Below are 25,905 nucleotides of genomic sequence, written 5' to 3' on the forward strand. Positions count from 1 at the left end.
AAGGCCCGAAAACACACGGGCCTTTTTGCAATCCTATTTAGATTGTTAATGCTAAGCTACAATTACAATTTCTTACCGGTAAACAATTCGACTCTCTTCTTAACCAATTCCGTATACTCGGCTTCCATCTTCTTCGCGCCGGCTTTGTCCAGCTCTTCAAGGAAAGCGTCATAAATCTTGTCGAAATCGGCTTCCTTCGCCAGAATCGCTTCCGGAATCCGCTTACGGATGATATCCTGCGTTTTTTGGTAAATCACTTGGTAATCGCCGTCCGTAGGAACAGGCATGTTGTACAGAGCGCCCCAATCCTTCGCAGGGAATGCATCTTCACCTGGGAACAGGTCTTTCCAAGTTGTTGCATTGTAAGCTTTCAACGTTTCTTTTTCAGCTTCGGTGTAGCCTGCCACGATTTGCTCAGGGAAGTTCGTGGTGTAGTAGTTGCCCGAAGGATCTTTCACGCCGTCACCATAGTTCGCACCGAAGATGCGGTACAAGCTGATGCCGGATTCCTTCGTGAAGTTCGTGCTGTCATTTACTTTACGTTCTTGAATGTCGGCTGGAATGACGCGTTGGCCGTTCTCATCAACCGTATAGTGTTTACCTTCTACGCCCCAGTTTCTCAAAACCTGACCTTCGTCAGAAGACAGCCAATCGATAAATTTGATGGCGCGAACCGGATCTTTACATGCTGTGGTGATGCTGATTCCGTAGCCGTCAACGCCTGCTTGTTGGAAGGAATGATCTTCATATTCCTCCGTCAAAGTAACCGGGAAGTGCGCGTAAGTGTACTCGTCTTTACCAGCTGTTTTCAACGCGTTTTCTGCATCCTGATATCCCCACTCTTGGTCGATCAGGCCAAGCACGCGGCCGCTGGCAATTTTCGCTTTGTATTGGTCTTCTTTTTGCACGAATGTATCTTTATCCAGGAGGCCTTCGTTATACATGTGATTCAGCCAACGGAAGTATTCCTTCTCTTCCGGACGTTTGTAATGCAGCATCGCCTCATAAGTTTCCGGATTGACATAATATTCGCCGTCGTCCGGTGCACCTGTTGTCAGGAACGCCGGGTTCGTTACCGTAATCATGATTCTCCAGTCATCGGCGCTCAGTGTCAGCGGAATGGTTGGCTGACCGTCTGTAGTCGGGTGTTTCTCTACATACTGCTTCAGCACGTTTTCAAAATCCTTAACCGTACGAATCTTCGGATATCCCAGCTCTTTCAAAACGCGTTGCTGGATTTCGAAGCCTCCGCCAGCGTCGAAGTACTGCTGATCCACGCCGCCATTCGTGAAGATGGAATAAATCGCAGGATCATCGTTGCTGTATTTCAGACGGTTCATATTTTCGCTGAAAATTTTCTTCAGGTTTGGTGCATGCTCTTCAATAAGCGGAGCCAAGTCGATAATGAGACCGGCATCCACCAGCTTGCTCAATTCCCCTTTGGCAAAAATTAGATCCGGAACGTCACCGCTTGCGGCCATCAGCGCGATTTTGTTTTCGCCGCCGCCGGCACCTACGTCAAACTCGGCTTCAAGCGTTACACCGGTTTTCTCTGTAATCACTTTGCCTACATCGTCCTGCATGTTGTTCCAGTTCGGGCTGGCATCCGCACCAAAGAAGGTAAAGGTGATCGGGCTGTTATCTGCGGACGCTTCCGCATTGCTTCCCGCGTTGCCGGTATTGCTGCTGTTGGCAGCATTGTTACCGTTACTTCCGCAACCCGCAACCAACACCGTACTCGCGAGCAAGATCGCCGCGAATGCTTTAGGGCTTTTCCACTTCATTTCTACGTTCCCCCTCGTCATCTTGATCAAACTTGTATTGTATGAACAGGCTTTCGCCTGCTGATACCTGAGTTGCTTCCCTCATTCCCGGTGTTACCCAAAAAAGTAAAGGCTTTCATCTTTGATTGAAAAAGAAATTACTCCCACCCGCCGAGTGCCGCCCCGCCGCTGATGCAGCTTGCGGCGGAGGCGGATTTGGCGGCGTTAATCCATCGGGCTTACCGCCCGGCAGGCTCTAGGGTTAAGCCTTGACGGCGCCCAGCGTCATCCCATCTACGAAGTAACGCTGCAAGAACGGATAAACGATCAAGATCGGTACCGTTACAACGATAGTGATCGCCATTTTGATGGATTCCGGCGATACCTGAGCCATCTGATTCGCCATATCGTTGGCGTTGATCATTCTTGCGCCTTGGTTGGTGCTTTGTAAAATTTTCATCAACTCATATTGAAGCGTCGTCAAATGCGCTTTGTTCCCGTTGTACAGATAAGTGTCGAACCAAGAGTTCCATTGGCCTACCGCCAGGAACAAGGCGATGGTCGCCAGTACCGGCTTACAGAGCGGCAGAATCACTTTGTAGTAAATCGTGAAGTCGTTGGCTCCGTCCAGCTTGGCAGATTCCTGCAATGCATACGGCAACCCGTCGATAAAGGAACGGATAACGAACACGTTAAACGCGCTGACAACGCCCGGTAAGATGTAAATCCAGAACGTGCCGATCAAATCGAGATGGCGCATCAGCATGTAGGTTGGAACCAAACCGCCGGAGAAGTACATCGTCAACGCCAGGAAGGTGGATACAAACTTCCGGGATTTGAAATCCGGCCGGCTTAGCGTATAGGCCAGCATTGAGGCGCTGATCAAGCCAAGCACGGTCCCAAGAACCGTCCGGTAAATCGTAATTTTAAAGCCGGTAATCAGGCTGGAATAATTAAAGATCGTTTTATAGTTCTCCAAAGTGAATTCCCGCGGCCAGATGTAAATGCCGCCTCGAACCGTATCGGTGGAATCATTAAAGGAGATCGCCAACACGTTCAGGAAAGGATACAACGTGATGACCAAAATGACGCTCATGAGAATGATGTTGCAAATGTTGAAGATTTTATCGCCCCGCGTATCATTAAAGCCTCTGCTTGAACTTGCCATCGCCCTTCTCCCTCCCTTTACATGATGCTCTCTTTTGTGGTTTTCTTCATGATTCCGTTGGCCGTAAGCAGCAGGATGATGCTGACCACGGACGTGAACATACTGATGGCTGTACCATAGGAGAAACGGCTGATATTGATACCGTAGTTCAGTGCGTACAAGTCCAACACTTCGGAATAGTCGGTGACGAGCGAGTTGCTCAGCTGGAACTGCTTCTCGAACCCGATGCCGATCAAATGGCCGATCGACATAATCAGCAGTACCGAAATCGTCGTCCGGATCCCCGGCAGCGTAATGTTCCAAATTTGCCGGAAACGTCCGGCTCCATCGACCCGTGCCGCTTCGTACAGCTCTTTATCGATGCCGGTGATCGCTGCCAAATAAATGATGGCGTTCCAACCGGTTTCTTTCCATACGTCGGAAGCGGTTACAATTCCCCAAAACCATTTCCCTTGGGCCATGAATTGGATGGGTTCGTCAATGATATGCAAGGAAACTAAAATCTCGTTGACGATCCCGCCGTCGATCGAGAGCATTTTCGTCACGATCCCGGCGACGACTACCCAAGATACAAAGTGCGGAAGGTAGGAAATCGTCTGAACCGTCCGTTTGAAATATTTGCCGCGCAGCTCGTTCAACAACACCGCAAAGGTGATCGGAATCACGAATCCCGCGACCAGCCCCATAAAGCTCATCGCCAGCGTATTACGGAGGACCAGGTAGAACCGTTCATCCTGGAACAAATCCACGAAGTTTTTAAATCCAACCCATTTTTGCTCCGAGAAGGATTTCGCCGGCTTATAGTTTTGGAAAGCCATCGTCCATCCCCACACCGGCAGGTAGTTGAATACAAACAACCAGATCACGAATGGCATGGACATTAAATATAAGTACTTTTGCTGCAAAATGCTCCGCCAGATACCGGTCTTCCGCTTCTTCTGCGGCTTAGGGGTTGCGCTTACATTTCTGGTTTCAGGCTGAGTTGACAGCGTTTCCATCTCGATTTCTCCCCCCTTGTCTGCTATAGCTTTATGATAAGGGAGGAGCGGCCGACGAAATACCCGAGAGATTTCAAACAAAACCATATAAAAATTAGAGATTGCCTCCCGCCGGGATCGTAAAGCTGATCTTCGTACCCACTCCATACTCGCTGACGATCTGTAATCCATGTTCTTCCCCATAGGAGAGGACAAGCCTTTGATGCACGTTACGCAGCCCGATGCGCCCCTGTTCCGGTTCCTTCGTACCGGAGATAAAGCGCATGACCTCATCAAGCCGCTCCTGGGTCATACCCATTCCGTTATCCTGTACCGACACCCGGACTAATCCTTCGTCCCTTTGGATATTCACCTCCACATGGACGCCTTCTTCCTTGTCCTCTACCCCGTGCACGACAGCGTTCTCGACGAGCGGCTGAATGATCAGCGGCGGCACCCGAATAGAGCTGGCTGCGGGATCAATGGACAAGGTATAAGTTAGCCGGTCCTCATAACGAAACTTCTGAATTTCCAAATAGGAGCTGACCATTTCCAGCTCTTCCTTCAGCGGTGTGCTTTCCCGGCCGACCTCCAAATTTTTGCGCATCATCTTGCCCAGCAACCGGACCACGTTGGCAATTTCCTTGTCCCCTTTGAGATGAGCGTTCATCCGGATGGACTCTAAAGCGTTAAACAAAAAATGCGGATTAATCTGGCTGGCCATCATCTTCAGCTTAATCTCGCGTTGGGCTAGCTCCAGGGCATTGTTTTGTTCTGTTTTCTCCACGACCTGGTCCATCAGCCGGCGGATGCTGTCCACCATGTAGTTGAACTGCCGGGACAACTGTCCGATCTCATCATTCCCGTCGATCCGCGACACGACGTTCAGGTCCCCTAAGGCCAGACGGTTTAAGTGCCGGCTCAATCGCAGCATCCGGTTGGTCGTCAGGAACGATACGGTGTATACGAACACCAGCGCGATCAGCAATACGAGAAGGATAATCAGCAATCCGACAAGGCTTACGGTATTTGCGTCCTTAACAATCGGCTTCGTCGCAAACACGGAAATAAACTTCAGACCGTTCATGCTGGATTCCGGGATCAAGGTGTCGATGACGAGATAGGATGGAACTCCTTGGATATCTACCCGAAACGTCCCCTTTTGCTGGGTTCGCAAGTCGATGCCGTAATCCAAATCCTCCAGCGTTTTACCGACGATCGCCGGGTTATTGGCGGCCACAACATAACCTAAATCATCGGTGATCAGCGTCTCAAAAGGCTCTTGCTGCAGCATCCGGTTCAGTTCCTCCTGGTTCATGATGACCATGAGTACACCGCTTTTCTTTGTTCCTTTAAAAGAGATCTGCCGAACGAGACTCAGCCGCTTGACCGGAACCTCCTGATTGTCGTTGATGTAGAACCACCCGATGTCTTTGCTCTTCATCGCTTGCTGGTACCAATACATGCCCTCGATTTCCTCGTTCACCGGGATTAATTCCAGGTTGTTGATCAAGGTAGGATTATCGTAATAGAAGCGAATCCCCGAGACTTCACGATAGGTTCTGTCATAAGCGCGAAAATCATTATAATTGAGATACGCTTTGGTCAGCTCTAACACATTGGGATACGTGGTGCTAACGATCTTCTCCAGCCCTTCGTCGAGCATAAAAATATCGGAGATATCCATAGGCACACGAAGCATTGCAGCGGTTCGGGTTTTTACCTTTTCGACGTTGTTGGTGGTTTGAGCGATCGCCCGTTCCATGGCTTGATTACGAAAGTAAGCGGTTACGGCTACGCCGACAATCAGGACAGGAATCATGACCACGACGATATAGGAAATGAGCAGCTTATGCTTCAGCCGCAAATTATTGGTGATGCGAATCAGTTTGCTTAACAATCGGATCACCTCTCACCTAAATGGAAATATCCCCTTCGTCAAAGGGAAAGGGGATATTTCAGTTTCCCCGGGCACGTACCGTGCGCCGGGGATGCCTGTCACATATTAAATTAAGATGCGATTAAGGTCTAGGACCAATTATTTCAAGGTGATTTGCAGTTCGGTTTTCCCTGTGAAAGCATCAACTTTTACTGCACCATTGCTGGACAACGCTGCACCTTGCACCGACTCCGCTTCGCCCATGCCGTGCAATGTTACGTAGAACGGTTTGCCGGCGCCTTCTGCAGTCAGCTTCACAAGCTTACCTTCGCGAACGACCGTAACTTGGAGTTCAGCTTCGCCTTTGGTGTTCCGTACCGTGCGGGATACGGTTGCCCCGTCTTCGATCGTATACAAGCCAAGCTCAACTTCATTCGCATAGTCGTAATCCGGACGAACGTCGTTTGCCCCCGTCGCCAGAATCGAGTTCGGACGAACGAACAGCGGCAAGCTGAAGAAATCATATTTCTCTTTGCGCCATTTGCCGCCTTCCACCGTCTGTCCCGACAGCAAATGCGTCCACTGGCCATCCGGCAGGTAGTAAGTTACGTCGCCTTGTTCGCTGAACACCGGCGCTACTAGCAGCGAGTCGCCCAGCATATATTGACGGTCCAATGTTTCGGCGGCCGGATCGTCCGGAAATTCCAGGAACATCGCCCGCATCGTTGGCACGCCTTGCTGCGTCGCTTGAACCGCAATGTCGAACATATACGGCATCAAACGGCATTTCAGCTTGGTGAAGAACCGGGTTACGTCCACCGCCTCGTCGTCATATGCCCAAGGCACGCGGTACGAACTGCTGCCGTGCAGACGGCTGTGGCTGGACAGCAAGCCAAAGGCCAGCCAACGCTTGAACACATGCGCCGGAGCCGTGTTCTCAAATCCGCCGATATCGTGGCTCCAGAAGCCGAAGCCGGCGAGACCCAGCGACAAGCCGCCGCGAAGGCTTTCCGCCATCGACTCATAATCGGCGTAGCAGTCGCCGCCCCAGTGAACCGGGAACTTCTGACCGCCGACGGTTGCCGAACGGGCGAATAAGGCGGCTTCATTTTTGCCCAGCTTCTCTTCCAGCACTTCAAAAACAACTTTGTTGTACAGGTACGTGTAGTAATTGTGCATTTTCACTGGATCGGAGCCATCGTGATACACGACATCCGTCGGAATCCGTTCGCCGAAGTCGGTCTTGAAGCAGTCGACACCCATATCGACCAGCTCCCGCAGATATCCGGCAAACCATTCGCAAGCCGCCGGATTCGTGAAGTCCACCAGCGCCATGCCCGGTTGCCACAAGTTCCATTGCCATACGTCGCCGTTTGGTTTTTTCACCAGGTAGCCGTTCTTCTTGCCTTCCTCAAACAGACGGGAACGCTGCCCAATATACGGGTTGATCCAAACGCAGATTTTCAGCCCTTTCTCCTTCAGGCGCTTCAGCATGCCCACCGGATCCGGAAAGACGCGCTCGTCCCATTTGAAGTCCGTCCAGTGGAATTCGCGCATCCAGAAGCAGTCGAAGTGGAAGACGTGCAGCGGCAAGTCGCGCTCCGCCATGCCGTCCACGAAGGAGTTAACGGTCGCCTCGTCATAATCGGTCGTAAACGAGGTCGTCAGCCACAAGCCAAAGCTCCACGCCGGAGGAAGCGAAGGCTTGCCAGTCAAATCGGTATACTTGTTCAGCACATCCTTTGGCTTCGGACCGTCGATCACGAAATACTCAATCGATTCGCCGGGAACACTAAATTGTACTTTTTTGACTTTTTCCGATGCGACTTCAAACGAAACCGCGCCCGGATCATTTACAAACACACCATATCCTTTATTCGTCACGTAAAAAGGAATGTTCTTATAGGACTGCTCAGAGCTCGTCCCGCCGTCCTTGTTCCAGATGTCAACAACTTGACCGTTCTTGAGGAACGAGGTGAAGCGTTCGCCCAAACCGTACACCCATTCGCCGACGCGCAGGTCAAGCTCTTCGCGCATATAAGTGTTGCCACCCTTTTCGGTTATATGCGCCATCGATTTGTAGCCGCTGCCGGTAATCCGATCGTTGCCGCGGAAGAAATCCACGGACCATTGCGGGCCTTTGTTGATGCGGACGCTAAGGCTGCCGCTTTTCAACTCGGCATAGTGCTCGTTCACAGTAATCTCGGCATGGTCGCCGCCCTTCGCCAATTCAAAATGCGGACCATGGTCCACCGTCCCGGCAAAATGGATCAGCTTCACGCCAATGACCCCCGGCAACGGGGAATGGAACTGCATCGTCAGCAATGTCGTATTAATCATATCGCCCCGGCCGCGAAGCGGTGTCGTGGAGGCGGAGGCAATTAAAGTATGATCTTTTACTTGAAAATCATAGGCCTGTACCGCGGTGGAAAGCGTAAACTCTTCGCGAATCAGCCAGTTACCATCGGTAAACTTCATGGGTGGAATACCGCCTTTCTCGTCGCATTGTTTTTCTTATGAAAACGCTCTATACTTGCATTATACTGATACCACTAATATAAAACTAACATTATCAAGCCGAAATATAACACTATTTTGATGAGGTGACCTGTATGGATCAAGCGCTCCGCCGCTCCCTGAAGGAGAGCAAGAGTCACGGCAACGAGCGGCAGCCGTTCGGAACCTATTGGTACCGCTACGGGCCCGGTGAACATGTGATCGACTGCCATTGGCATGATGAAGCCGAGTTCTTCTATTGCCTTGAAGGCGAAACGCTGTTTCAGGTCGATACAGATTACTTCCCGGTTCGGGCTGGGGAAGCGGTGTTTATCGACGGCGGAGACATTCATGCCGCCCATGCGCATGGTGAGCAGGGCTGCGCGTTCTTCTCCCTCGTGTTTGATACGCAGCTGCTGGCCAGCGTACACTATGATGCGGTCCAGGAGAATCTGGTGCTGCCCTTGCAGGAACGAAAGGCGACGTTTCCCCGCCATATCCGGCGCGACACAGCGGCAGACGTTGCTCTTCTGGAGCATATTGTGGCGTTGATGCGCAGCTGCAGCACCGAATCGCCCGGCTATGAAGGCGCCGTCAAAGGGCATCTCTTCTTGATGCTGGCGGAGATCGCGGCCACCGGCCGGGCCGTCAACCGTTCCCATAGCAGCAGCCGCAGCGAGTCGTCCAAGATTGACCGGCTCAAGACGGTCATCCAGCATATCCAGCACAACTACAGCCATCCGATCCGGCTGGCAGAGCTGGCCGCGCTGATTCCGATGAGCGAAGGCCAGTTTTGCCGCTTCTTCAAGTCGATGACCCGGCAGACGCCGATGGATTACATCAATTCGTACCGGATCCGCCAGGCCGCCGAGCTGCTGCGCGATCCGGAACGTAAAATCTCCGATATCGCACTGGAGGTTGGCTTCGACAACATCAGCTACTTCATCCGCGTGTTCCGTAAAGCGATGAACTGCTCGCCGTCGGAATTCCGCAAGCGGCTGCAGGCTTCGGTCGAGGTCTAGGTTCGCTGATTGCGGTTGATTCAATAAGTAATCACAGGAAGTAGCCGTAGGTTTAGCCCAGCCGGAACCAGCTGATTTGCGTTTCACCTTGCAAATGCAGGTACACATCCTGCCGGCCCGACAAGCTTGCCGCGGCTTCTGCGGTGACCGTTGTCCAAGCTTGGCGACCGCCGGTAGGCAGGATCTTGCAGGTGATCACCGACTCGCCATCCGGAGAATCCAGCGTTACGGCGATTTCACCGCCCTTCAGATTCCCCGATACCCGGGCTTCAAATCGGGATGCTCCTTCGCCTAGTTCGACATCACGGAAGGCAATCCACCCGCGTTCGCTTTTCAGCCGGATGCATTCGCCGCCTTCACGGCATTCATCGAGGAAAACTTGCTCGTAGTCGTCATAGTTGACCGCGCGGACTGGTTCACGCAGCGAGCGCGGAGGCACGGTTTCGCCGTCAACCTGAAGCGTTGCCGTCAAGGCGATCTCGTCCGAGGAAGGGCCAACCATCACCGTATATTCGCCCGACTCCACGCAATAGCGATCTCGGGTCACGTCCCAGAACGCCAGCTCTTCTGCTTTCAGCGTAAAGGTCACCCGCTGCGTCTCATCCGGCTGCAAATGCAGGCGGGTAAAGCCCTTCAACGTCTTCAGCGGCCGCGGCACGCGCGATTGCCCGATTCGCACGTACAGTTGCGGCACTTCGTCCCCGGCTATGTTCCCGGCATTACGCACATCAAACGAAATCTGAACCTCGCCATCCTGACCTATCGCGGCCCGATCCAGTGCAAGATCGCTATATTCAAACGTCGTATAGCTAAGCCCATGACCAAACGGATACAGCACCTCGCCGTCAAAATATTGATAAGTCCGTTTGCCCTTAATAATGTCGTAATCCATAATGTCCGGCAGTTGGTCCACCGATTGGTACCAGGTCATATTCAACCGCCCCGCCGGATTATAGTCGCCGAACAGCACGTCAGTCACGGCATGGCCCAGCTCTTGGGCGGAATGAGAGGTAAACAGGATCGACGGTACATGCGCGTTCTCCCAGTTCACTGCAAACGGATAGCTGCCGACGATGACGACCACCGTATTAGGATTCACCGCTCTTACGGCTTGAATTAATGCTTGCTGCGCCGGCGGAAGCACGATGTCCACCCGGTCGATCGTTTCCTTCGCATTGATGAACGGGTTGTTGCCCACGAAGACAACCGCCGTCTCCGCCGATTTGGCAGCCTGTACGGCTTGCTCGATCCCGCTCTCCACAATTTCCACGATCCATTGTTCTCCTGGAAGGCGACTATCCACCTTCACGGCATTATCAAAAACATTCTCACCCACAGCAATCAACCCGCCGCGTTCGTTCAAGACGATCGGCCGTCCGTTCCACGCCTTCAACTCGACCTTGCCGCTCAAAGCCGGGCGGAAGTCGAACACTTCCTTGACAAACCAGCCGCTTGCTTCGTTCGCCGTCGCCGTCAGCAATCCCGATTCGGTCTCCGTCACGAACTTGCCGTTCTCCACCGACCGCAGCGTGATGGAGCCCCAGCCCCAATCGTTACGCTCAAAAACGGACGCATCGGCCGCATTCTCGCCGGTCGCCTCCAGAACGGCTTCCGCTCCTTCGCCAGACGTGATCCGGACATATTTACCGGTCAAGGCCGAGCGCAGGCGAATCCGATCCAGGCCAGTTCCGAACAGGACGGGGCGATCGCCCATTTTCTTCTTAATGCCCTGAAGCGGGGTGATGCGGTACGGCGGCGTGCCGCTGTACCAGTCGGTATAGGCTTCATTGGCCAGCGGCCCGACAACCGCGACAGAACCTAACGTTTGCGGTAAAGGCAGTAAGCCTTCGTTCTTCAGCAGTACGATCGCTTCGCGGGAAGCCTTTAGCGCCAAGGCCGCATGCTCCGGTGCGCACAGCTTCTCTTCCGGCACGCGGCTGTACGGGTTCCGCTCCTCCGGATCAAATTCACCCAACCGGAAGCGAACGCGGAAGGCATTCCGTAGCGCACGGTCCAAGTCCGATTCAGCCAGCAATCCTTGCTCCAGCGCATTCCGCAGCGCCTGGAACATAATCGGCTGCTCATCCGTCATGCTGTCGATGCCTGCCTTGATGCTCCCTGCAACCGCTTCGGCATAAGACTCCACATATTTGTGATCCAGCACCGTGCCCATGACGTCGCCGGCGTCGCCGACAACAAACCCGTCCATCTCCCATTCGCCTTTGACGATCTCGTTGACTTCCGAATTCAGGTTGCAAGGCGTACCGTTGATCCCGTTGTAAGCCGTCATCATCGAACCTGCGCGACCTTCCCGGAACGCCCGCTCAAACGCTTTCAAATAATACTCCCGTTTGTTGCGCGGATCGATGCTCACCGATTCACTGCCACGACCGATTTCATTGTTATTTGCGTAAAAATGCTTCAGCGTGGCTACCGCCTTGTAATAAAACGGATGATCGCCTTGCAGCCCCTTCACCAGTTCGGTCGTTAACGCTCCCGTGAGATGCGGATCTTCGCCGTAGGCTTCCTCTGTCCGGCCCCAACGCGGATCGCGCTCCATATCTACGGTTGGCGCCCAGATCGTCAAGCCGTTCACTTCCGGATTCCGCTGAAAATACACGCGGGCCTCATCCCCAATCACCGAGCCGATTTGGCGCATCAACTCGGGATTCCAGGTGCAGGCTAGTCCGGTGTTTTGCGGGAAGGACGTGGCTTCCCCCAACCAAGCTACGCCGTGCGCGCCTTCCGTACCATGCTTGTATTTTTTGACGCCAAGCCGCGGCACTTCCGTTTGGAATTGGCACATCAGCTCAATTTTCTCATCCAATGTAAATCGGCTAACCAAGTCGTCCACCCGCTCCGCCAGCGGCAGATCAGGGTTCTGAAAAGGATATTGGTACGTGTTGTCCGTCATACAATTACCTCGCTCTCCTACATTTCATTGTAAGCGCTTAAGAATTTGTCACTGCTTATACCATCAGGTCTACCACCCTATCATAGTCCGCGTCTTCTTTCAGCGATACACGGAATATTAGATCATTTTTCATATAAAAATATCGCATGGCCGGCACGTCCTATCGCCAGCATGGCCTCATCGCCGGTAAGGCCCCATCGTCATCCACCCTTCTCCAGCAGCCCCATAGGCTATTTCGCGCCCTTCTTTCTGCGATTATCCCTTTCGTTCAGAACGGGGGGGGTCGAGGAAGGGAATCTTCCAGCTGCACCTCTTTTCACGAATATCCCTTTTATTCAGAATGGGGAGATCGAGGAAGAGATCTTCTAGCAGCCTTTTTGCACGATTATCCCTTTGGTTCAGAACTGGGAAATCCATAGGAGGGATAGAAATGAGGTGGCTCATGGAGCTGATCATTCCGTTTTTTACGAAGATAAGATGGTTTATTTGGGATATTTTTCTTGATTTACGAACAGGTGTTTGGTATAATGATAACAAAGAGAACATATGTACGCATTTGTTGAGTTAGAGGGATTTAAATTGGAGGGATCGGGCATGGGTTTTTATACGAATGCAGAGCTTCAATCTATCAGCAGCCGTTTTCGAAGTGAGTCCGACTGTATCGAGGCGATCATCGCTATGAAGTGGCCAAACGGCTTCGTCTGCCCGCGCTGCGCTTATACCGAGTGCACCCGTCTGTCCTCCCGACGCCTTCCGTTGTTTGAGTGCAGAAAATGCGGCTATCAAGCCTCACCTTTGCTCGGCACCATTTTTGAAAGAACCCATCTGCCTTTGGTGAAGTGGTTCCAAGCCATGGAGCTGTTTCTGCTTCCCGACGGTATCTCGGCGCTGCGGTTGAGTCAGGTGATCCAAGTTACCTACAAGACCGCTTGGCTCATGCTGCACAAAATCCGCCATACCCTCGGTGAATGTGATGCCCGGAATCTGCTCTCTGGAGACGTGAAGGTAAACTGCGATCAGTATGCGTATGATTCGTCGCGTTATCATCCGGCTGCTCAGCCATATGCCACCGCGGTTGTAGCCGGCTGCACGGTCACGGAATATGGCGAGCCGGAGCGGGTGAAGATCCAGCTGATATCGCATAAAAGAGGACAACGTGCCGACCGGCATGATCTCGCCGCGTTCATCCATGATCATATTGAAGTCCATACCTCCACCGTTCAGTCGTTCCATTTGGCTTATCGGCTGTATTTGCCCTTGCGGAAAGAAGTAAGAGCCACATGGAACTCGCTTAAGCGCACATATATTGCCTTGGGGCTAACACATTTGCAGGCGTATTTGAATGAGTACACCGTCCGCCGTTACCTGCGCATGACCTTTTCCGAGGAAGAGATGCGCCGGAACCTGTTGCAGATGTGCCTGTCCATTCCAGCGATCCCATACCGTCAGTTAATCGCCCGACAACAAAAATACCCGTCCATTGCAGCAGCGGCTTAATCCACTGCTGAACGAACGGGCTGCTAGGCGTACAGACGTACGAGAATGGTCATTTTCGGGACAGGCTGGCTTATGGATCAGTTGGTGTAGGACTCTTATTTTTTCATCCGAGCGTTTCAGTTTCAGTTTAAATTCTCTCTTTTCTATTTTCTCTTTCTCCACTCCCTGATTCAACGGGATAATCGTCAGAAGAGCGCCGCCGATGGACTATATGCCCCGATAGCAAAGGGCCAATACACACATCAGTGCCCCTTCAAAAAGGAGCCGTATGGAGTAGCATCAGGCATGGTTCATCTGCTTGCGATATGCGGAAGGTGAGGTACCGACATATTTGCGGAATTTGCTGTGAAAATAATCGACATTGGTGTATCCGACCTTTTCGGCCACCTGATAGACCTTCAGGCCTTCCTCTAAATAGTGTTTAGCTTTCTCGATCCGCACCTTGTCGAGGTACGTGTTAAAGTATTCTCCGGTCGTGTTCTTGAACAATTTGCCTAAATATGCGCTGTTATAGTTGAAGATGCCGGAGAGCGTCTCCAATTTGAGGTTTTCGTTATAGTTCCGGTGAATCAGATCCAACATAATTTTGACTTCGCGGTGTTTCCCGTCTTCGCCGAGCTGGTTCATGATCTGCTGCAGCAGATGCTCTGCCTGCCCGTTTAGCTCCAGAATGGAGTAGGCTTTTTGGATTTTCGAGTACCCGTCGGAAAACTCTTTGCTGCGATTTTGCAGCTCCGGCGACTGCTTCAGCGCCTTACTGAAAATCGTGGTCAGCAGCTCCACATAACGGTTCTTGATTTCGTTCTCCATCGCACCTTCAGCCTTATACGCTTCGCCCAGCTGATGCAGCAGAGATTTTACGGCATCGCGATTACCGATATCTACCGCATAAAAGAGCTGCTCGCCCAGCTCTTCGGTCGTAAGCTCCGGTCCCGCACTCGCACCAGCCCCCGCATCCGTTCTGGCAGACAGGCTGTCCGGCGTTAAGATCGTTCCCTGATCAAGGAAGAAATGGCGGCGGACCAAATCACATGCCGTCCGGTACGATTCCCGAATCTCCGCCATGCATCCCACCTTCTCGCCAAGCGCCACGGAATAGCGGATGCCTAAATCGGACAGCTCGGCAGCAAGCTCGCGATAGATCCCCGCAAGCTCCACGGAGAGAAGCGGCTCCTTGAGCAGGACGCCAAACTTCGAGTGGATCGCAAACACCCAGCCGCGGCCAGGCTCCTCGAACTGCCGGACCAATGCTTTGCGGATCAGAGCGTTAATTTGGGCATCAGCGTCCCCTTCCATTTGCGGGGCAAGCAGCAAAATTTGAAACACCTTGCCGCTGATACCTACTTCATGAGCCCGCTCGCATAGCGGAGTAGGGTCCTCTTCGTCTTCGCCGGTCAGCACGGACTGGATCAACGCTTCCCGGTTCCACTCCGTTGTGACGTGCTTCCACTGCTCGGATGCTTTCTCTTCGTCGATCGTCAGCTTGATTCTCCAAAGATAATCCTTGAGTTCATCTTCATCTACCGGCTTCAGCAAATAACCATCCGCCCGGTATGTCATCGCCTTCTTGGCATAACTAAAATCCGCGTAACCGCTAAGAATCAAAATATGCAAATTCGGATCTTGCGTGCGGAGCTTCTCGATCAATTGCAACCCGTCCATCCCCGGCATGCGGATATCGGCCACGACCAGATCGGGATGATATTGCTGATACTTTTCCAGCGCTTCATTCCCGTTGGCCGCCGTATCCACAACTTCGTAGTCATAGGCTCCCCATTCGATAAAGGTCCGCAGACCCTCCCTAAGTTTCGGTTCGTCGTCAACAATCAGCACTTTAATCATTTTGCATTCCTCCGGCCGGAAAAAATTTTGTTTTCCCCAGCATTAGATAAAGCGTTTTCAATGTAATTATAGGTTAATTTTCGAACAGCTCACAAACATTATTCTGTTCATTTATTGCACTATTTTGATGCCTCGCCAAAAAAAGCTGCCCTACCTCATCCCTAGATGAGTGGTAGAGCAGCCATTCTGCTTCGTCGTGCCGCTAGGAACTCGCGCCGGAGTAATGCACGCTGGAGTAACGCGCACCGGGGTAACGCGCGCCGGGAGTAGTCCAAACCTATGGATTCGTGCGGACCGAGTCGGGTACCGGCACTCCGAAGTTTGGCGTGCCATCCTCGTTCCATTCCAGAATTTGGGCCCGGGTATGCCGGTTCGGATCGTACAGCGGATCACCGTCAATCTCCTTGTAATTCCGGGCATGATAGACCAATACGTCCCGCCCGTCCTCCGAGACGGTAAAACTATTATGACCTGGTCCATACTGTCCCGCCGCTTCATTGGTCGCAAACACCGGAAGCGGCGATTTTGACCAGGAGCTAGGGTCCAGCAAATCTGCCGATTCGTCCGCGGTGAGCAGGCCCATACAATAATGATGGTCGGTGGCGCTGGCCGAATAGCTGATGAATATACGCCCGTTCCGCTTCAGTACGGCCGGTCCCTCGTTTACTTTGAAGCCGATCGTTTCCCAATCGTATTCCGGCGTGGAGATCATGACCTGCTCCCCGGTCAACGTCCAAGGGTTGCTCATCCGGGAGATGTAGAGGTTGGAGTTGCCTTCGATACCTGGGTCCTTCTGCGCCCAAACGTAATACCGTTCCCCCCGGTGCTCGAACGTCGTCGCATCCAATGCAAACGACTCCCACCGCGTACGGACTTGCCCTTTCTCCTCCCATACGCCTTCAAGCGGATTGGCGGAGGTGTTCTCCAGCACGTACATTCGGTGATCAAACAATCCTTCGTTCGTCTCGGTCGTTCGCGCGGCGGCAAAATAGATATACCATTTTCCGTCGATAAAATGGATTTCCGGAGCCCAAATATTGGCGCTCAGCGGGCCGGTATCATATTTGCGCCAGGCCACCACCGGCTTGGCATCCCCCAATCCTTGCAGCGTCTTGGACCGGCGAATTTCGATCCGGTCATACTCAGGTACCGAAGCCGTAAAGTAATAATACCTGTCCTGATGCTTATAAACCCATGGATCCGCCCGTTGCTCTACGATTGGATTTCGATATTCCTGCGTGTTCTTCATCTTGGTTTCTCCTTCTCTTTCTGTCATCTCGTTACGCTCTGGCCTTCCTCATACAGCTTGCGGACCACCGCTTCTGGAATCGGCACGTCGTAAACCCGGAGTTCATCCATCTTCCCTTGGAAAGGGGGATCCCACCAATTCACCCCTAGGCTGAACATACCTTGATTGTTCGTGAAGATATCCGGGAATCCCGTTCCCGTAAACTTCAGTTCCCCGTCAACGTACACCTTCACGTTCCCGGCATCGACGGTAAAGGCTACGTGATGCCACGCTCCCGCCGAGATCCGCGAACCCGTTGTCCCGTCATACCAGGCTTCACCGGACCACAGCATCGTGTTATGATCCCAGGAATCCGGCACGAGGCTGATCCAGCTTGTATTGGATTTCGCCCCAAAGAAGCTGGTCGTAAATTGGGTAAATTGCTGCGGATGCAACCAGAGGGAAACCGAATAACGGTTCCCTTGAATCAGACCGTCATCCAGCCGAATGCCGGATTTCCCATCAAACTCGGCAGCCAACCCCTGGACTCCATCCGTAAAAGTGATCGCTCCGCCTTCGGTATCAAGCTTTGCCCCGGTCACCGCTCCATCGCCAAACCGTCCTTCGACCTCCGATAAATTCCCCTCAAACGATAGTGGGCTCGCAGTCCATAGTTAAGATCAATCGGAGCAACGACGATCTCAAACGTCTTGACGGCTTTCGCTTTCCCCTTCGTGATCGTTGCGGTTAACGTAGCGGGAGCATCGGCTTCTCCCGCATCGGGCGGGTGGATGACCCCGCTCTCTGAAATGACGCCTGGATCGGAGGTGGACCAGACGATTTGAGCCCCATGCGTCCCTTCCAATGGCAATGTCAGGTTGTTCATGACTTTGCTGGTATCGCCGAGCGTTAAGGCTTCCTGCACCGCCTTAACGACCTGGCGGTCGTTCATCTCCGGCTGCTGAATGCCCCAAATGGCGGTGCCTTCGCGAGAGATGGCCGTAAAGGTCATCGTCTCCCGCCCTTGGTTCTCGTCCCAGCCTTTGACGAATACGCCGTGGTAAGTTACTCCCTCAAGGGTCAGCTCCGCTCCATAGGAGCCGTTTAGCTTCCAGGTTCCGGTTATCGAACCCGAAATCGTATGGTCTTTGTTCAAAGTAAGGTGGACCGAAGTAGGGACCTCACCGGAATAGCCAAGCCCATGATTCACGAACTGATAGTCGCCGACCACCTTGGAGGCCGTCACTTTCTGCAGGGATTCCCCGGCGTAACGCGTCGGTGCCATGACCAGCCACCCGTTTTGGTTCATAAACAGCTGGTGCACCCTGACTTCGTGAACCTCTCCCCGTTGCGGGAAGCGAGTATGGAACACCGAGAAATATCGCTTCGTCTTCTCGTCATAAAATAGCGAGTTATGCCCTGGCGAAGCATAACCGTAACCGATTCCCGTGCCGGGATCGCCTATTTTGCGGTCGAACAGGAAATTGCCGACCATTTTGATGCCGTACGGCGCGTTATCCGTATCGCTGGGCAGCACGGCATTTTGTCCGGCCGCATCGAGATAAGGGCCGTCTGGACGTTTCGCCCGGAACTGCCGCAGGTTGTAGCCGCCGTTCGCCCCCAGCCAACCATAGGAAACGTTCAAATAGTAGTATCCCGAAGTTTTATCGTATAAAATGTAGGGCCCTTCGCCGGACTTCGTATAGCCTCCGGCAATTTTGGTGCCGAAATAGCGGTCTACAAGGCGTCCGTCAGCCGTTGTGCCGTCTTTGCCAGGATATTTCACCTGACCGGTGACCGGATCCAACTCGACGATGAAGATTCCGCCGGACCAGGAGCCGTACGTCATCCACAGCTTGCCGTCCTTATCGAAGAACAAAGCGGCGTCAATTGCGTTCGGATACATGGCATTATTATAGGAACCGTCGCTGTTAAACCAATTCGGATTGGCCTCCTTCAGCCTTCCCTGGTCCACCAGCTGCTTGAGGTTCGTATTCGTCCACTTCTTATCGACCCGGCTGTTCTCGTCATACGCCGTCTCCTTCGTAAACCCGGAGTAAATAACCGTGTCCACGTAGGTGTAGGGGCCTTCGATATTTTTGGATACCGCATAACCAATCGCGGAGCGGATATAGGTGGACGAAGCGCTGTAATACATCATATAAGCGCCCCTCGTTCCGTCCGCATTCCGGTATTTCTCATTCCAGATCACGCCCGGCGCCCAGACCGCATACCCGCCTTTACTGTCGGCATCGTCCTCTCCCGCCCAAGCGAACGAACCGGCCAGATTTTGAGACAGATCGCCGTAGATCACGTTCCCCGGGGTTTGATAGCCGTTGGTAAACGTCGTCCAATTCATCAAATCGGTTGATTTGGCGGCTTCGATATGCGACCCAAAGACATAATAGGTCGAGCCGGCCTTGACGATGTTCGGATCGTGGACCGAGACATTGGTAAACGCGGGCGGTCGCTTTTTCCCCGAGGCCCCTCCCGCACTCTCGCTTTCCGTTGCCCCGCGTTTCCCGGCATCCGTATCGCCGCTGCTCGCCCACCCTTCGGCAGGGATGAGCATCGTGAAGATCAAGAGTAAACCCAGGCACTTAACCATACTTTTCAACGGACTTCCCTCCTTCATAAGGTTTAGGTTATGATTTGATGATCAAGGTTACCAGTGACATGGCCGGCATTTTCACGTGCAGCGTGTCACCGGCTACGTGAACGTCCCGGAGCGGAACCGGCGTAACCACATCCGGTTGCTCAAACGTATTGTGCGCATTCATCGTTGCAGCCGTTAACAAAGTTCCCGAAACCGAAGCCCATTCCGCGTGATTTCCTCGCAACTCGAGACTGACCTCCGCAGCCTGTCTCGGATCGATATGAACCAAGCTGATCTGAATGTCGCCTTGGGCGTTCTTCGAGGCGGACACCGACAGGGCCGGAAGTGTGTCGTCGCCATTCGCCGAATCAACCAGCGATGACTCGGTCGACAACAGCTCTGCTCCTTGATGGACCTTGAACATATCAAACGCATGATACGTCGGCGTTAGGATCATCCGCTCACCTTCTGTTAAAATCATCGCTTGCAGGACGTTGACGGTCTGGGCGATGTTCGTCATCTGCACCCGGTCGGCGTGATGATGAAAGATGTTGAAGTGAAGCCCGGCCACCAGTGCGTCACGGATCGTGTTTTGCTGATACAGAAATCCCGGATTCGTGCCCGGCTCAACGTCGTACCAAGTACCCCACTCGTCGATAATCAAGCCGATACGCTTCTCGGGATCGTACCGATCCATGATCGTACTGTGCTTCGCAATTAATTCGTCCATGTGCAGCGCTTTTTTCATGGTCACGAACCACTCGTCCTCTGAAAAATCCAGCGCCGAACCCTTCCCCAGCCAGAAATCACCGGGAATCGTGTAATAATGCAGGCTTAACCCGTCCATGAGCCCGCCGGCCTGTTGCATCAGCACTTCGGTCCAGCGATAATCGTCCACATTGGCCCCGCCGGCGATTTTATATATCCGGTTATCCCCATAATTGCGGACGTAGGTTTGATAGCGGCGATACAGATCGGCGTAATATTCCGGACGCATGTGGCCGCCGCATCCCCAATTCTCATTTCCGATGCCAAAATAGGTCAGCTTCCACGGCGCGCTTCTGCCATTCTCCTTACGCCAGTTCGCCATCGGGGATTCGCCGTCAAATGTCATATACTCGACCCATTCGGACATTTCTTGAACCGTGCCGCTCCCCACATTCCCGCAAATATACGGCTCGCATTCCAGCAGCTCGCATAGCAGCATAAATTCATGCGTCCCGAAGTGATTGTTCTCGATAACGCCACCCCAATGGGTGTTGACCATCCGCTTGCGGGCTTCCCTCGGGCCTACGCCGTCCTTCCAGTGATACTCATCCGCAAAACATCCGCCGGGCCAACGAAGCACCGGAACCTTGATCCGCTTCAACGCCTCCAGCACATCGTTACGTATCCCTTGCGTGTTGGGAATCGGGGAATCTTCTCCGACCCAAATCCCCTCATAGATGCATCTGCCCAAATGCTCGGCAAAATGACCGTAAATATTTTTGTTGATGACCGCTTTCGTCACGTCCGTTTGAATGATCACTTTGTTGTTCACGGTTTTTCCTCCACCCTAAATTCATTTATCCTTTAATGCCTGAATTCAGATTGATCGATTGAATAAAGTATTTTTGCGCAAAAACAAACAGCAGCAGCGTTGGAATGATGGCCAACATGGCCGAACCCATAAGCTGTCCGATCATGCGATAGTTGCCGTAGATATCCTGAAGCAGCAGCAGTCCCGCAGTCACCGGCATTTTGTCCACGTCGGTATAGACGATGACCGGCCAGAGGAAGTCGTTCCAGGAGCCGACAAACGAGAACAGGCCGCAAACGATGAGGATCGGCTTGATAAGCGGCAGGATGATGTACGAGTAGATCCGAAAATCTCCGGCCCCGTCAACCCGAGCGGATTCATCCAGGTCGGTCGGAATCCCTTTCAGAAACTGCCTGACCAGAAAGATGTTGCCCATACCCGCCAAACCCGGAATAATCATCGCCCATGCGGTATTCACCCAGCCGAAAATATCGATGATTTTGTAAGAGGGGATAATGTTGACGACTCCCGGAAAGAAGGAAATGCCCAGCAATGTAAAAAACAGCGTGTCTCTGCCTTTAAAGTTCATTCGAGCATACCCGTAACCCGTGATGGAGATGATCACGATCACGAGGAACGTATGTGTCACCGCAATGAATACGGAGTTCGTCAGCCAGCGCAGGATCGGAGCCGTGGACGTATTCTCCAGAATCGTCACGTAATTGTCCAGGATCCATTCCACGGGAAGCAAACGGAAGCCCGTTGACACCACTTCAGATTGGGAGCGGAAGGAAGTCGAAATTCCAAATAACACGGGAATGACCCAAATGACGCACAGGAGGATCAAATACAGGTATGCGATATACTTCGATATGCTGATTTTCTTCGACATCTTGATTTACACCTTACCTCTCGTTTCCATAATCCATCACAGGATGCGTCAATTGGCGTTTCGGTTCATGACGTAATACTGCAGCGCCGAAATAACCAAAATGACCATGCCTAGCAGCACCGCCATCGCGGATGCCATGCCGGCAATCGATTCGCCATGACCAAACGCTAATTGACGGATGTACATCATGAGAACATGCGTCGATTGCCGCGGTCCGCCATCCGTCATCATTAAAGGTTGGCCAAAGACGTTAAAGGCCCCGGCAGTGGTCATGACAAAGGTATAAATGAGCGGAAAACGGATCGACGGCAAGGTGATGCTGAAGAATCGCCGGGTCGCGCCGGCTCCGTCGATCTCGGCGGCTTCGTACAAGTCTTTGGATACCCCGGCAATCGAGGCGCGGTAAATAATCATGTTCCCGCCAACCCCGCCCCATACGGTGATCACAAAAATAATGATCCAAGCATAAGGCTGCGTCGCCGCCCAAGCGACCTGCGAATGGAAGATGTTCCCCGTAATCCCCAGCTGTTTGTTAAAGATAAGCAGCCAGATCAAAGCGGCAGCGGAAATGGAAATCAAGCCCGGAATGTAAATAATGGACTGGATGATGCCCTTCAATTTGACCTTCTTATGCTCCAAGGCGACGGCCACCGACAATGGGATGACGATCAACAGCGGAACGCTGATCACGACAAAAATGAGGGTATTCCGAAGCCCGTTTACGAATTGGGTGTGGAAGGTCGAGGTTTCATCAAATAGGATCGTTTTGTAGTTAGCCCATCCGACCCAGGTCGGATCGTTCATCAAGTTCCACTGAGTAAACGAAGCATATATCCCGTATACGGTCGGAATCAGAATGAAGATCAGGAACAAAACCAGGTGCGGACCCACAAAGAAAAACGGCGCAAAGGATTTCTTGTTCATCGCCTTTCCATATCTCCTTTTGGAAAAATCATGTGCCAGACGCATCGTTCCGGCACATGATTTCTTTCTGTTTATCTAGAACGCAGGCTCAGCTCGCACTGCCCGTAGTGCTCTCGGCAATCTTGTCCTCGACGAACTTCTGCATCGTCTGCAGCGTATCATCCAGATCGACGTTGCCGCGAACGATATCCGCGCAATAGGTATCAACCGCTTCGGCGATGTAAGGGTAATATTCGTAGGTATAAATATAAAGGGACTGGGTCTCCTTCTCATTGGAGGTGAAGAAGGATTGCATATATTGCTGATATTCCGGACTTTCGATCACTTGTTTACTCGCCACGATTTGACCTGCTTTCGCCCATTCCAAGGAGTTCGCGCGGATGAATTCCAGGAAAGCGCCGATGCCGGCTTCTTTCTCATCCGATCGATCCTCGTTTTTCAGCATCGCAAACAGGTGGGACGAAGCGCGGTTCGTGAACTTGTCCGGCGTCGGAGAATAGATGTTCGTCACCCCGAAGTTTAGACCCTCGACCGCAGCATGGGCCGTAGAACTCCAAGTACCGTCCGTCGAGAACAAGACGTTGCCGGATTGGAACATTAAGTAGCCGTCTTCGCCAAATGGGGTCATCAACCCGGCATCGGCAATTTTCTTCACCTCTTCGAAGGCTTGTCTCATCACCGGCGTATTCACAGCCGGCTTGCCGTTTTCTTGGATGTCTCCTCCCAGGTTTTGCACTTGAGCTAAAATCACCCAGCCGAGCAGCGCATCATTGACAACGTAATCACCATCCTCCAGCTTGCCTTGAAGCGACAGCATTTCGTCGATGGTAACCACGTCGTCGTCCAAGAAGGATTCCGCGTTGTACTTCTTGAGCAGATCCTTGTTGTAATACATCGTGTTGCTATGAATGTCGAGCGGAACGGTATACTGCGTGCCATCGATGTTCCCCGTCGCCCAAGCCTGCGGAAGGTAGTTCTCCTCCTTAATTTCCGGCTGCGCGGCAATCGCACCGCCGATAGGTTCCAGCACGCCTTGCTTCACAAAGCCGGGAACACGGTCCGCGTGGATGATCGCCAAATCAGGAACCCCTTTGCCAGAGTTGAGCACCGTGGAAATTTTGGTATACATGTCTGCGGTAATCACATGCTTCACTTTGAACTCGGGATTGGTAGCGTTGTAATTCTTGACCAATTGATCCATGTAAGCTCCGTCATCGCCGGTTAACGGCGTCCAGAAAGTAATCGTCTTCTTGTCCGAGCCGCTGCTGCATCCAGATAGTACTGTCACGCTTAAAAGAACTAAAACCAAAGATAAATACAACCACTTCGTTTTCATGTTTCTTCCCCCGTTTTGAATAATTAATATGATATGAAATCGGCCGGCGCTGAAGCCGTCCGCAAACGTCCGCAGCGCAGGGCCGTTCTATCCTTTCACCGCTCCTGCCGTCATCCCGTCAATAAAGTATTTTTGGAAGGCAACAAACAAGATGAAGATCGGAATGATGGAGAAAAAGGAACCAACAATCAGCAAATCATAGTTGTTCCCGTAAGGGGTTAGCAGCGTCTTGAGCCCAATCGGCAACGTGTATTTATTGGCATCGCTGAGCACCATAAACGGCCACAGGAAGTTGTTCCAGCTGTTCATACCGTTGAGAATGGCCATCGCGGCAAAAGAAGGCTTCATCACCGGCAAGATGATCCGCACGTAGATTCCGTACTCACTCGCTCCGTCGACGCGTCCCGCGGCGATAATTTCCCGGGGAATTCCCCGCAAATACTGCCGGAAGAAGAAGATCGTCGCCGCGCTGGCGATCCCCGGCAGAATAATGGCCGAATACGAGTTCATCAGCCCGATATCGTACGTTAACGTATACAGCGGCAGGAGCAGAATCTCGAACGGAACCATCATGATCAGCAGGACGCAGATGAACAGGGTATTTTTCCCTTTAAATTCATAAGCCGAAAACCCGTACGCCACCGTAGCACTGACCAGCAGCGTCACCGTGACTTGGACGACCGTCAGCAGCAGCGAATTGAAAAACCATAAGAAATAGGAATGATTGCCCGTAAATAAGTAAACGAAGTTATCCAAGCTCATGACCGATAAATCAAACTTCAGGTTCAGCCCGTACCGGATCAAATCCTCCCCAGGCTTAAAGGAAGCCAGCGTAACGGCATAAAACGGCAGAAGCACCAGCACGCACAGGAAGGCGAAAAACACGAACAAAACGATTTTGATCAGCAAGCCGCGCTTCGATTTCGTCATGCTTCCTCCTCCTTCTTAAACATGCCGGTAAAGGCCAACTGCGTCAGGTTAATCACCATCGTAATGACGAGAAGCACGATGCCGACGGCGGCCGCATACCCCAGATTGTTCTTCTCGATCCCTTGACGGTATAAGTAGCCCACGATGGTCAAGCCGATATTTTTCGGAGAATTGTTGCCGTTCCAGAGCATCATACTTTCGATAAACATCGCCAGACCGGCATAGATGCTGATCGTTAAGACATATATCGTCGTTGGCTTCAACAGCGGCATCGTGATCTTCGTAAATCGCTGGATGGGAGAGGCGCCATCGATTGAAGCGGCTTCGTAGTATTCGTCGGGAATATTTTTGAGTCCAGATAAGAAGTAAAGCATGTTTACCCCGGTCCATCTCCAGGTCGCCAGCGCCAATAAGGCGATAAAGCCGGTCGTTTGTCCTTTCAGGAATTTGATCGGCTCCACGCCAAACAAGCCCAAGAAGCTGTTGATGAGCGACCCTTCCATTTCACCGAACATCAGTCGGAAGATCGTCCCGGCCACCACCACCGACGTCAGCGCCGGGAAGAAAAACGAGGACTTGAAAAATTCCCTCGCCCACATGAACTTGTTGTTGATCAAAACGGCAAACAACATCGGAAACGGGATCAGGATCACCAAGGTTAAGACCATGTAGATGGCGCTGTTTGTCACTGCCTTGAGGAAGACCCCGTCGCCCATCAATTTCTCGTAGTTGTCTATGCCAATCCACGCTGCTTCCTGACCCAGGGTCACTTTCTGGAAGCTCATCCCAAAGGAGCTGATCAGCGGATACACCCAAAAGATGAGGAAAACGAGCACGAACGGCAACACAAATACGTAAGGAGCAACCTTTTGCGAGTAAAGGAATTTTTTAACCATCGCCCTACCCCTTTTTAAACAGAGCT

At 52.4% G+C, this 25,905-nt stretch carries 18 protein-coding genes; 2 read left to right on the plus strand and 16 right to left on the minus strand.

Going from position 1 to position 25,905, the window contains the following annotated elements:
* Positions 1 to 62: 62 nt before the first annotated feature.
* From NSQ80_RS14760 to yicI, 5 genes are all read right to left on the minus strand, one after another.
* Complete coding sequence (locus tag NSQ80_RS14760; protein ID WP_009224199.1) at positions 63 to 1,784, minus strand: ABC transporter substrate-binding protein; 1,722 nt, start codon at positions 1,782 to 1,784, stop codon at positions 63 to 65.
* A gap of 241 nt (positions 1,785 to 2,025) precedes the next feature.
* Positions 2,026 to 2,931, minus strand: coding sequence for a carbohydrate ABC transporter permease (locus NSQ80_RS14765; RefSeq protein WP_009224200.1), 906 nt, complete (start codon positions 2,929 to 2,931; stop codon positions 2,026 to 2,028).
* 17 nt (positions 2,932 to 2,948) lie between these two features.
* Positions 2,949 to 3,929, minus strand: a complete 981-nt coding sequence (locus NSQ80_RS14770) for a sugar ABC transporter permease (protein WP_339299628.1) — start codon at positions 3,927 to 3,929, stop codon at positions 2,949 to 2,951.
* Positions 3,930 to 4,023: 94 nt separating this feature from the next.
* Positions 4,024 to 5,808 (minus strand): sensor histidine kinase, encoded by a 1,785-nt coding sequence (locus NSQ80_RS14775; RefSeq protein WP_339299630.1) that lies wholly within the window; start codon positions 5,806 to 5,808, stop codon positions 4,024 to 4,026.
* Between the two features lie 138 nt (positions 5,809 to 5,946).
* Complete coding sequence (yicI, locus tag NSQ80_RS14780) at positions 5,947 to 8,265, minus strand: alpha-xylosidase (RefSeq protein WP_323077202.1); 2,319 nt, start codon at positions 8,263 to 8,265, stop codon at positions 5,947 to 5,949.
* Positions 8,266 to 8,399: 134 nt separating this feature from the next.
* On the opposite strand from yicI, the gene NSQ80_RS14785 reads away from it, so the two are divergent.
* On the plus strand, positions 8,400 to 9,305 hold the full coding sequence (locus NSQ80_RS14785) for an AraC family transcriptional regulator (RefSeq protein ID WP_339299633.1): 906 nt from the start codon (positions 8,400 to 8,402) through the stop codon (positions 9,303 to 9,305).
* Positions 9,306 to 9,357: 52 nt separating this feature from the next.
* Here the strand turns inward: NSQ80_RS14785 and NSQ80_RS14790 are convergent, their stop codons facing one another.
* Positions 9,358 to 12,219, minus strand: a complete 2,862-nt coding sequence (locus tag NSQ80_RS14790; protein WP_339299635.1) for a glycoside hydrolase family 3 C-terminal domain-containing protein — start codon at positions 12,217 to 12,219, stop codon at positions 9,358 to 9,360.
* A gap of 594 nt (positions 12,220 to 12,813) precedes the next feature.
* Between NSQ80_RS14790 and NSQ80_RS14795 the strand changes: the two genes are divergently transcribed.
* Complete coding sequence (locus tag NSQ80_RS14795) at positions 12,814 to 13,716, plus strand: IS1595 family transposase (protein WP_339299637.1); 903 nt, start codon at positions 12,814 to 12,816, stop codon at positions 13,714 to 13,716.
* Between the two features lie 279 nt (positions 13,717 to 13,995).
* Here NSQ80_RS14795 and NSQ80_RS14800 read toward each other — a convergent pair whose 3' ends face one another.
* From NSQ80_RS14800 to NSQ80_RS14845, 10 genes are all read right to left on the minus strand, one after another.
* Positions 13,996 to 15,558: a response regulator transcription factor gene (locus NSQ80_RS14800; RefSeq protein ID WP_127575715.1), complete on the minus strand. Its 1,563-nt coding sequence runs from the start codon at positions 15,556 to 15,558 to the stop codon at positions 13,996 to 13,998.
* Between the two features lie 277 nt (positions 15,559 to 15,835).
* Positions 15,836 to 16,807 carry a family 43 glycosylhydrolase gene (locus tag NSQ80_RS14805; RefSeq protein WP_339299640.1) on the minus strand — a complete coding sequence of 324 codons (972 nt, stop codon included), beginning with the start codon at positions 16,805 to 16,807 and terminating at the stop codon, positions 15,836 to 15,838.
* Positions 16,808 to 16,830: 23 nt separating this feature from the next.
* Positions 16,831 to 17,388, minus strand: a complete 558-nt coding sequence (locus NSQ80_RS14810; protein WP_339299642.1) for a LamG domain-containing protein — start codon at positions 17,386 to 17,388, stop codon at positions 16,831 to 16,833.
* Positions 17,385 to 19,394, minus strand: coding sequence for a glycoside hydrolase family 43 protein (locus NSQ80_RS14815; RefSeq protein WP_339302174.1), 2,010 nt, complete (start codon positions 19,392 to 19,394; stop codon positions 17,385 to 17,387). Before NSQ80_RS14815 ends, NSQ80_RS14810 begins: the two co-directional genes overlap by 4 nt.
* 37 nt (positions 19,395 to 19,431) lie before the next feature.
* A complete protein-coding gene (locus tag NSQ80_RS14820; protein ID WP_028537418.1) occupies positions 19,432 to 20,922 on the minus strand; it encodes an alpha-N-arabinofuranosidase in 1,491 nt (496 codons plus the stop codon).
* 25 nt (positions 20,923 to 20,947) lie between these two features.
* Complete coding sequence (locus NSQ80_RS14825) at positions 20,948 to 21,793, minus strand: carbohydrate ABC transporter permease (protein ID WP_009224211.1); 846 nt, start codon at positions 21,791 to 21,793, stop codon at positions 20,948 to 20,950.
* Between the two features lie 48 nt (positions 21,794 to 21,841).
* Entirely contained in the window at positions 21,842 to 22,717 is an 876-nt protein-coding gene (locus tag NSQ80_RS14830) for a sugar ABC transporter permease (protein ID WP_009224212.1), read from the minus strand.
* An 88-nt stretch (positions 22,718 to 22,805) separates the two neighbouring features.
* Positions 22,806 to 24,053 (minus strand): extracellular solute-binding protein, encoded by a 1,248-nt coding sequence (locus NSQ80_RS14835; RefSeq protein WP_085168789.1) that lies wholly within the window; start codon positions 24,051 to 24,053, stop codon positions 22,806 to 22,808.
* 87 nt (positions 24,054 to 24,140) lie between these two features.
* Positions 24,141 to 24,983 carry a carbohydrate ABC transporter permease gene (locus NSQ80_RS14840; RefSeq protein ID WP_009224214.1) on the minus strand — a complete coding sequence of 281 codons (843 nt, stop codon included), beginning with the start codon at positions 24,981 to 24,983 and terminating at the stop codon, positions 24,141 to 24,143.
* On the minus strand, positions 24,980 to 25,879 hold the full coding sequence (locus NSQ80_RS14845) for a sugar ABC transporter permease (RefSeq protein ID WP_009224215.1): 900 nt from the start codon (positions 25,877 to 25,879) through the stop codon (positions 24,980 to 24,982). The genes NSQ80_RS14840 and NSQ80_RS14845 overlap by 4 nt, the downstream gene beginning before the upstream one ends.
* Positions 25,880 to 25,905: the final 26 nt, after the last annotated feature.

The organism is Paenibacillus sp. FSL K6-2441, assembly GCF_037964765.1.
In the GTDB taxonomy this organism is placed as follows: Bacteria; Bacillota; Bacilli; order Paenibacillales; family Paenibacillaceae; genus Fontibacillus; species Fontibacillus phoenicis.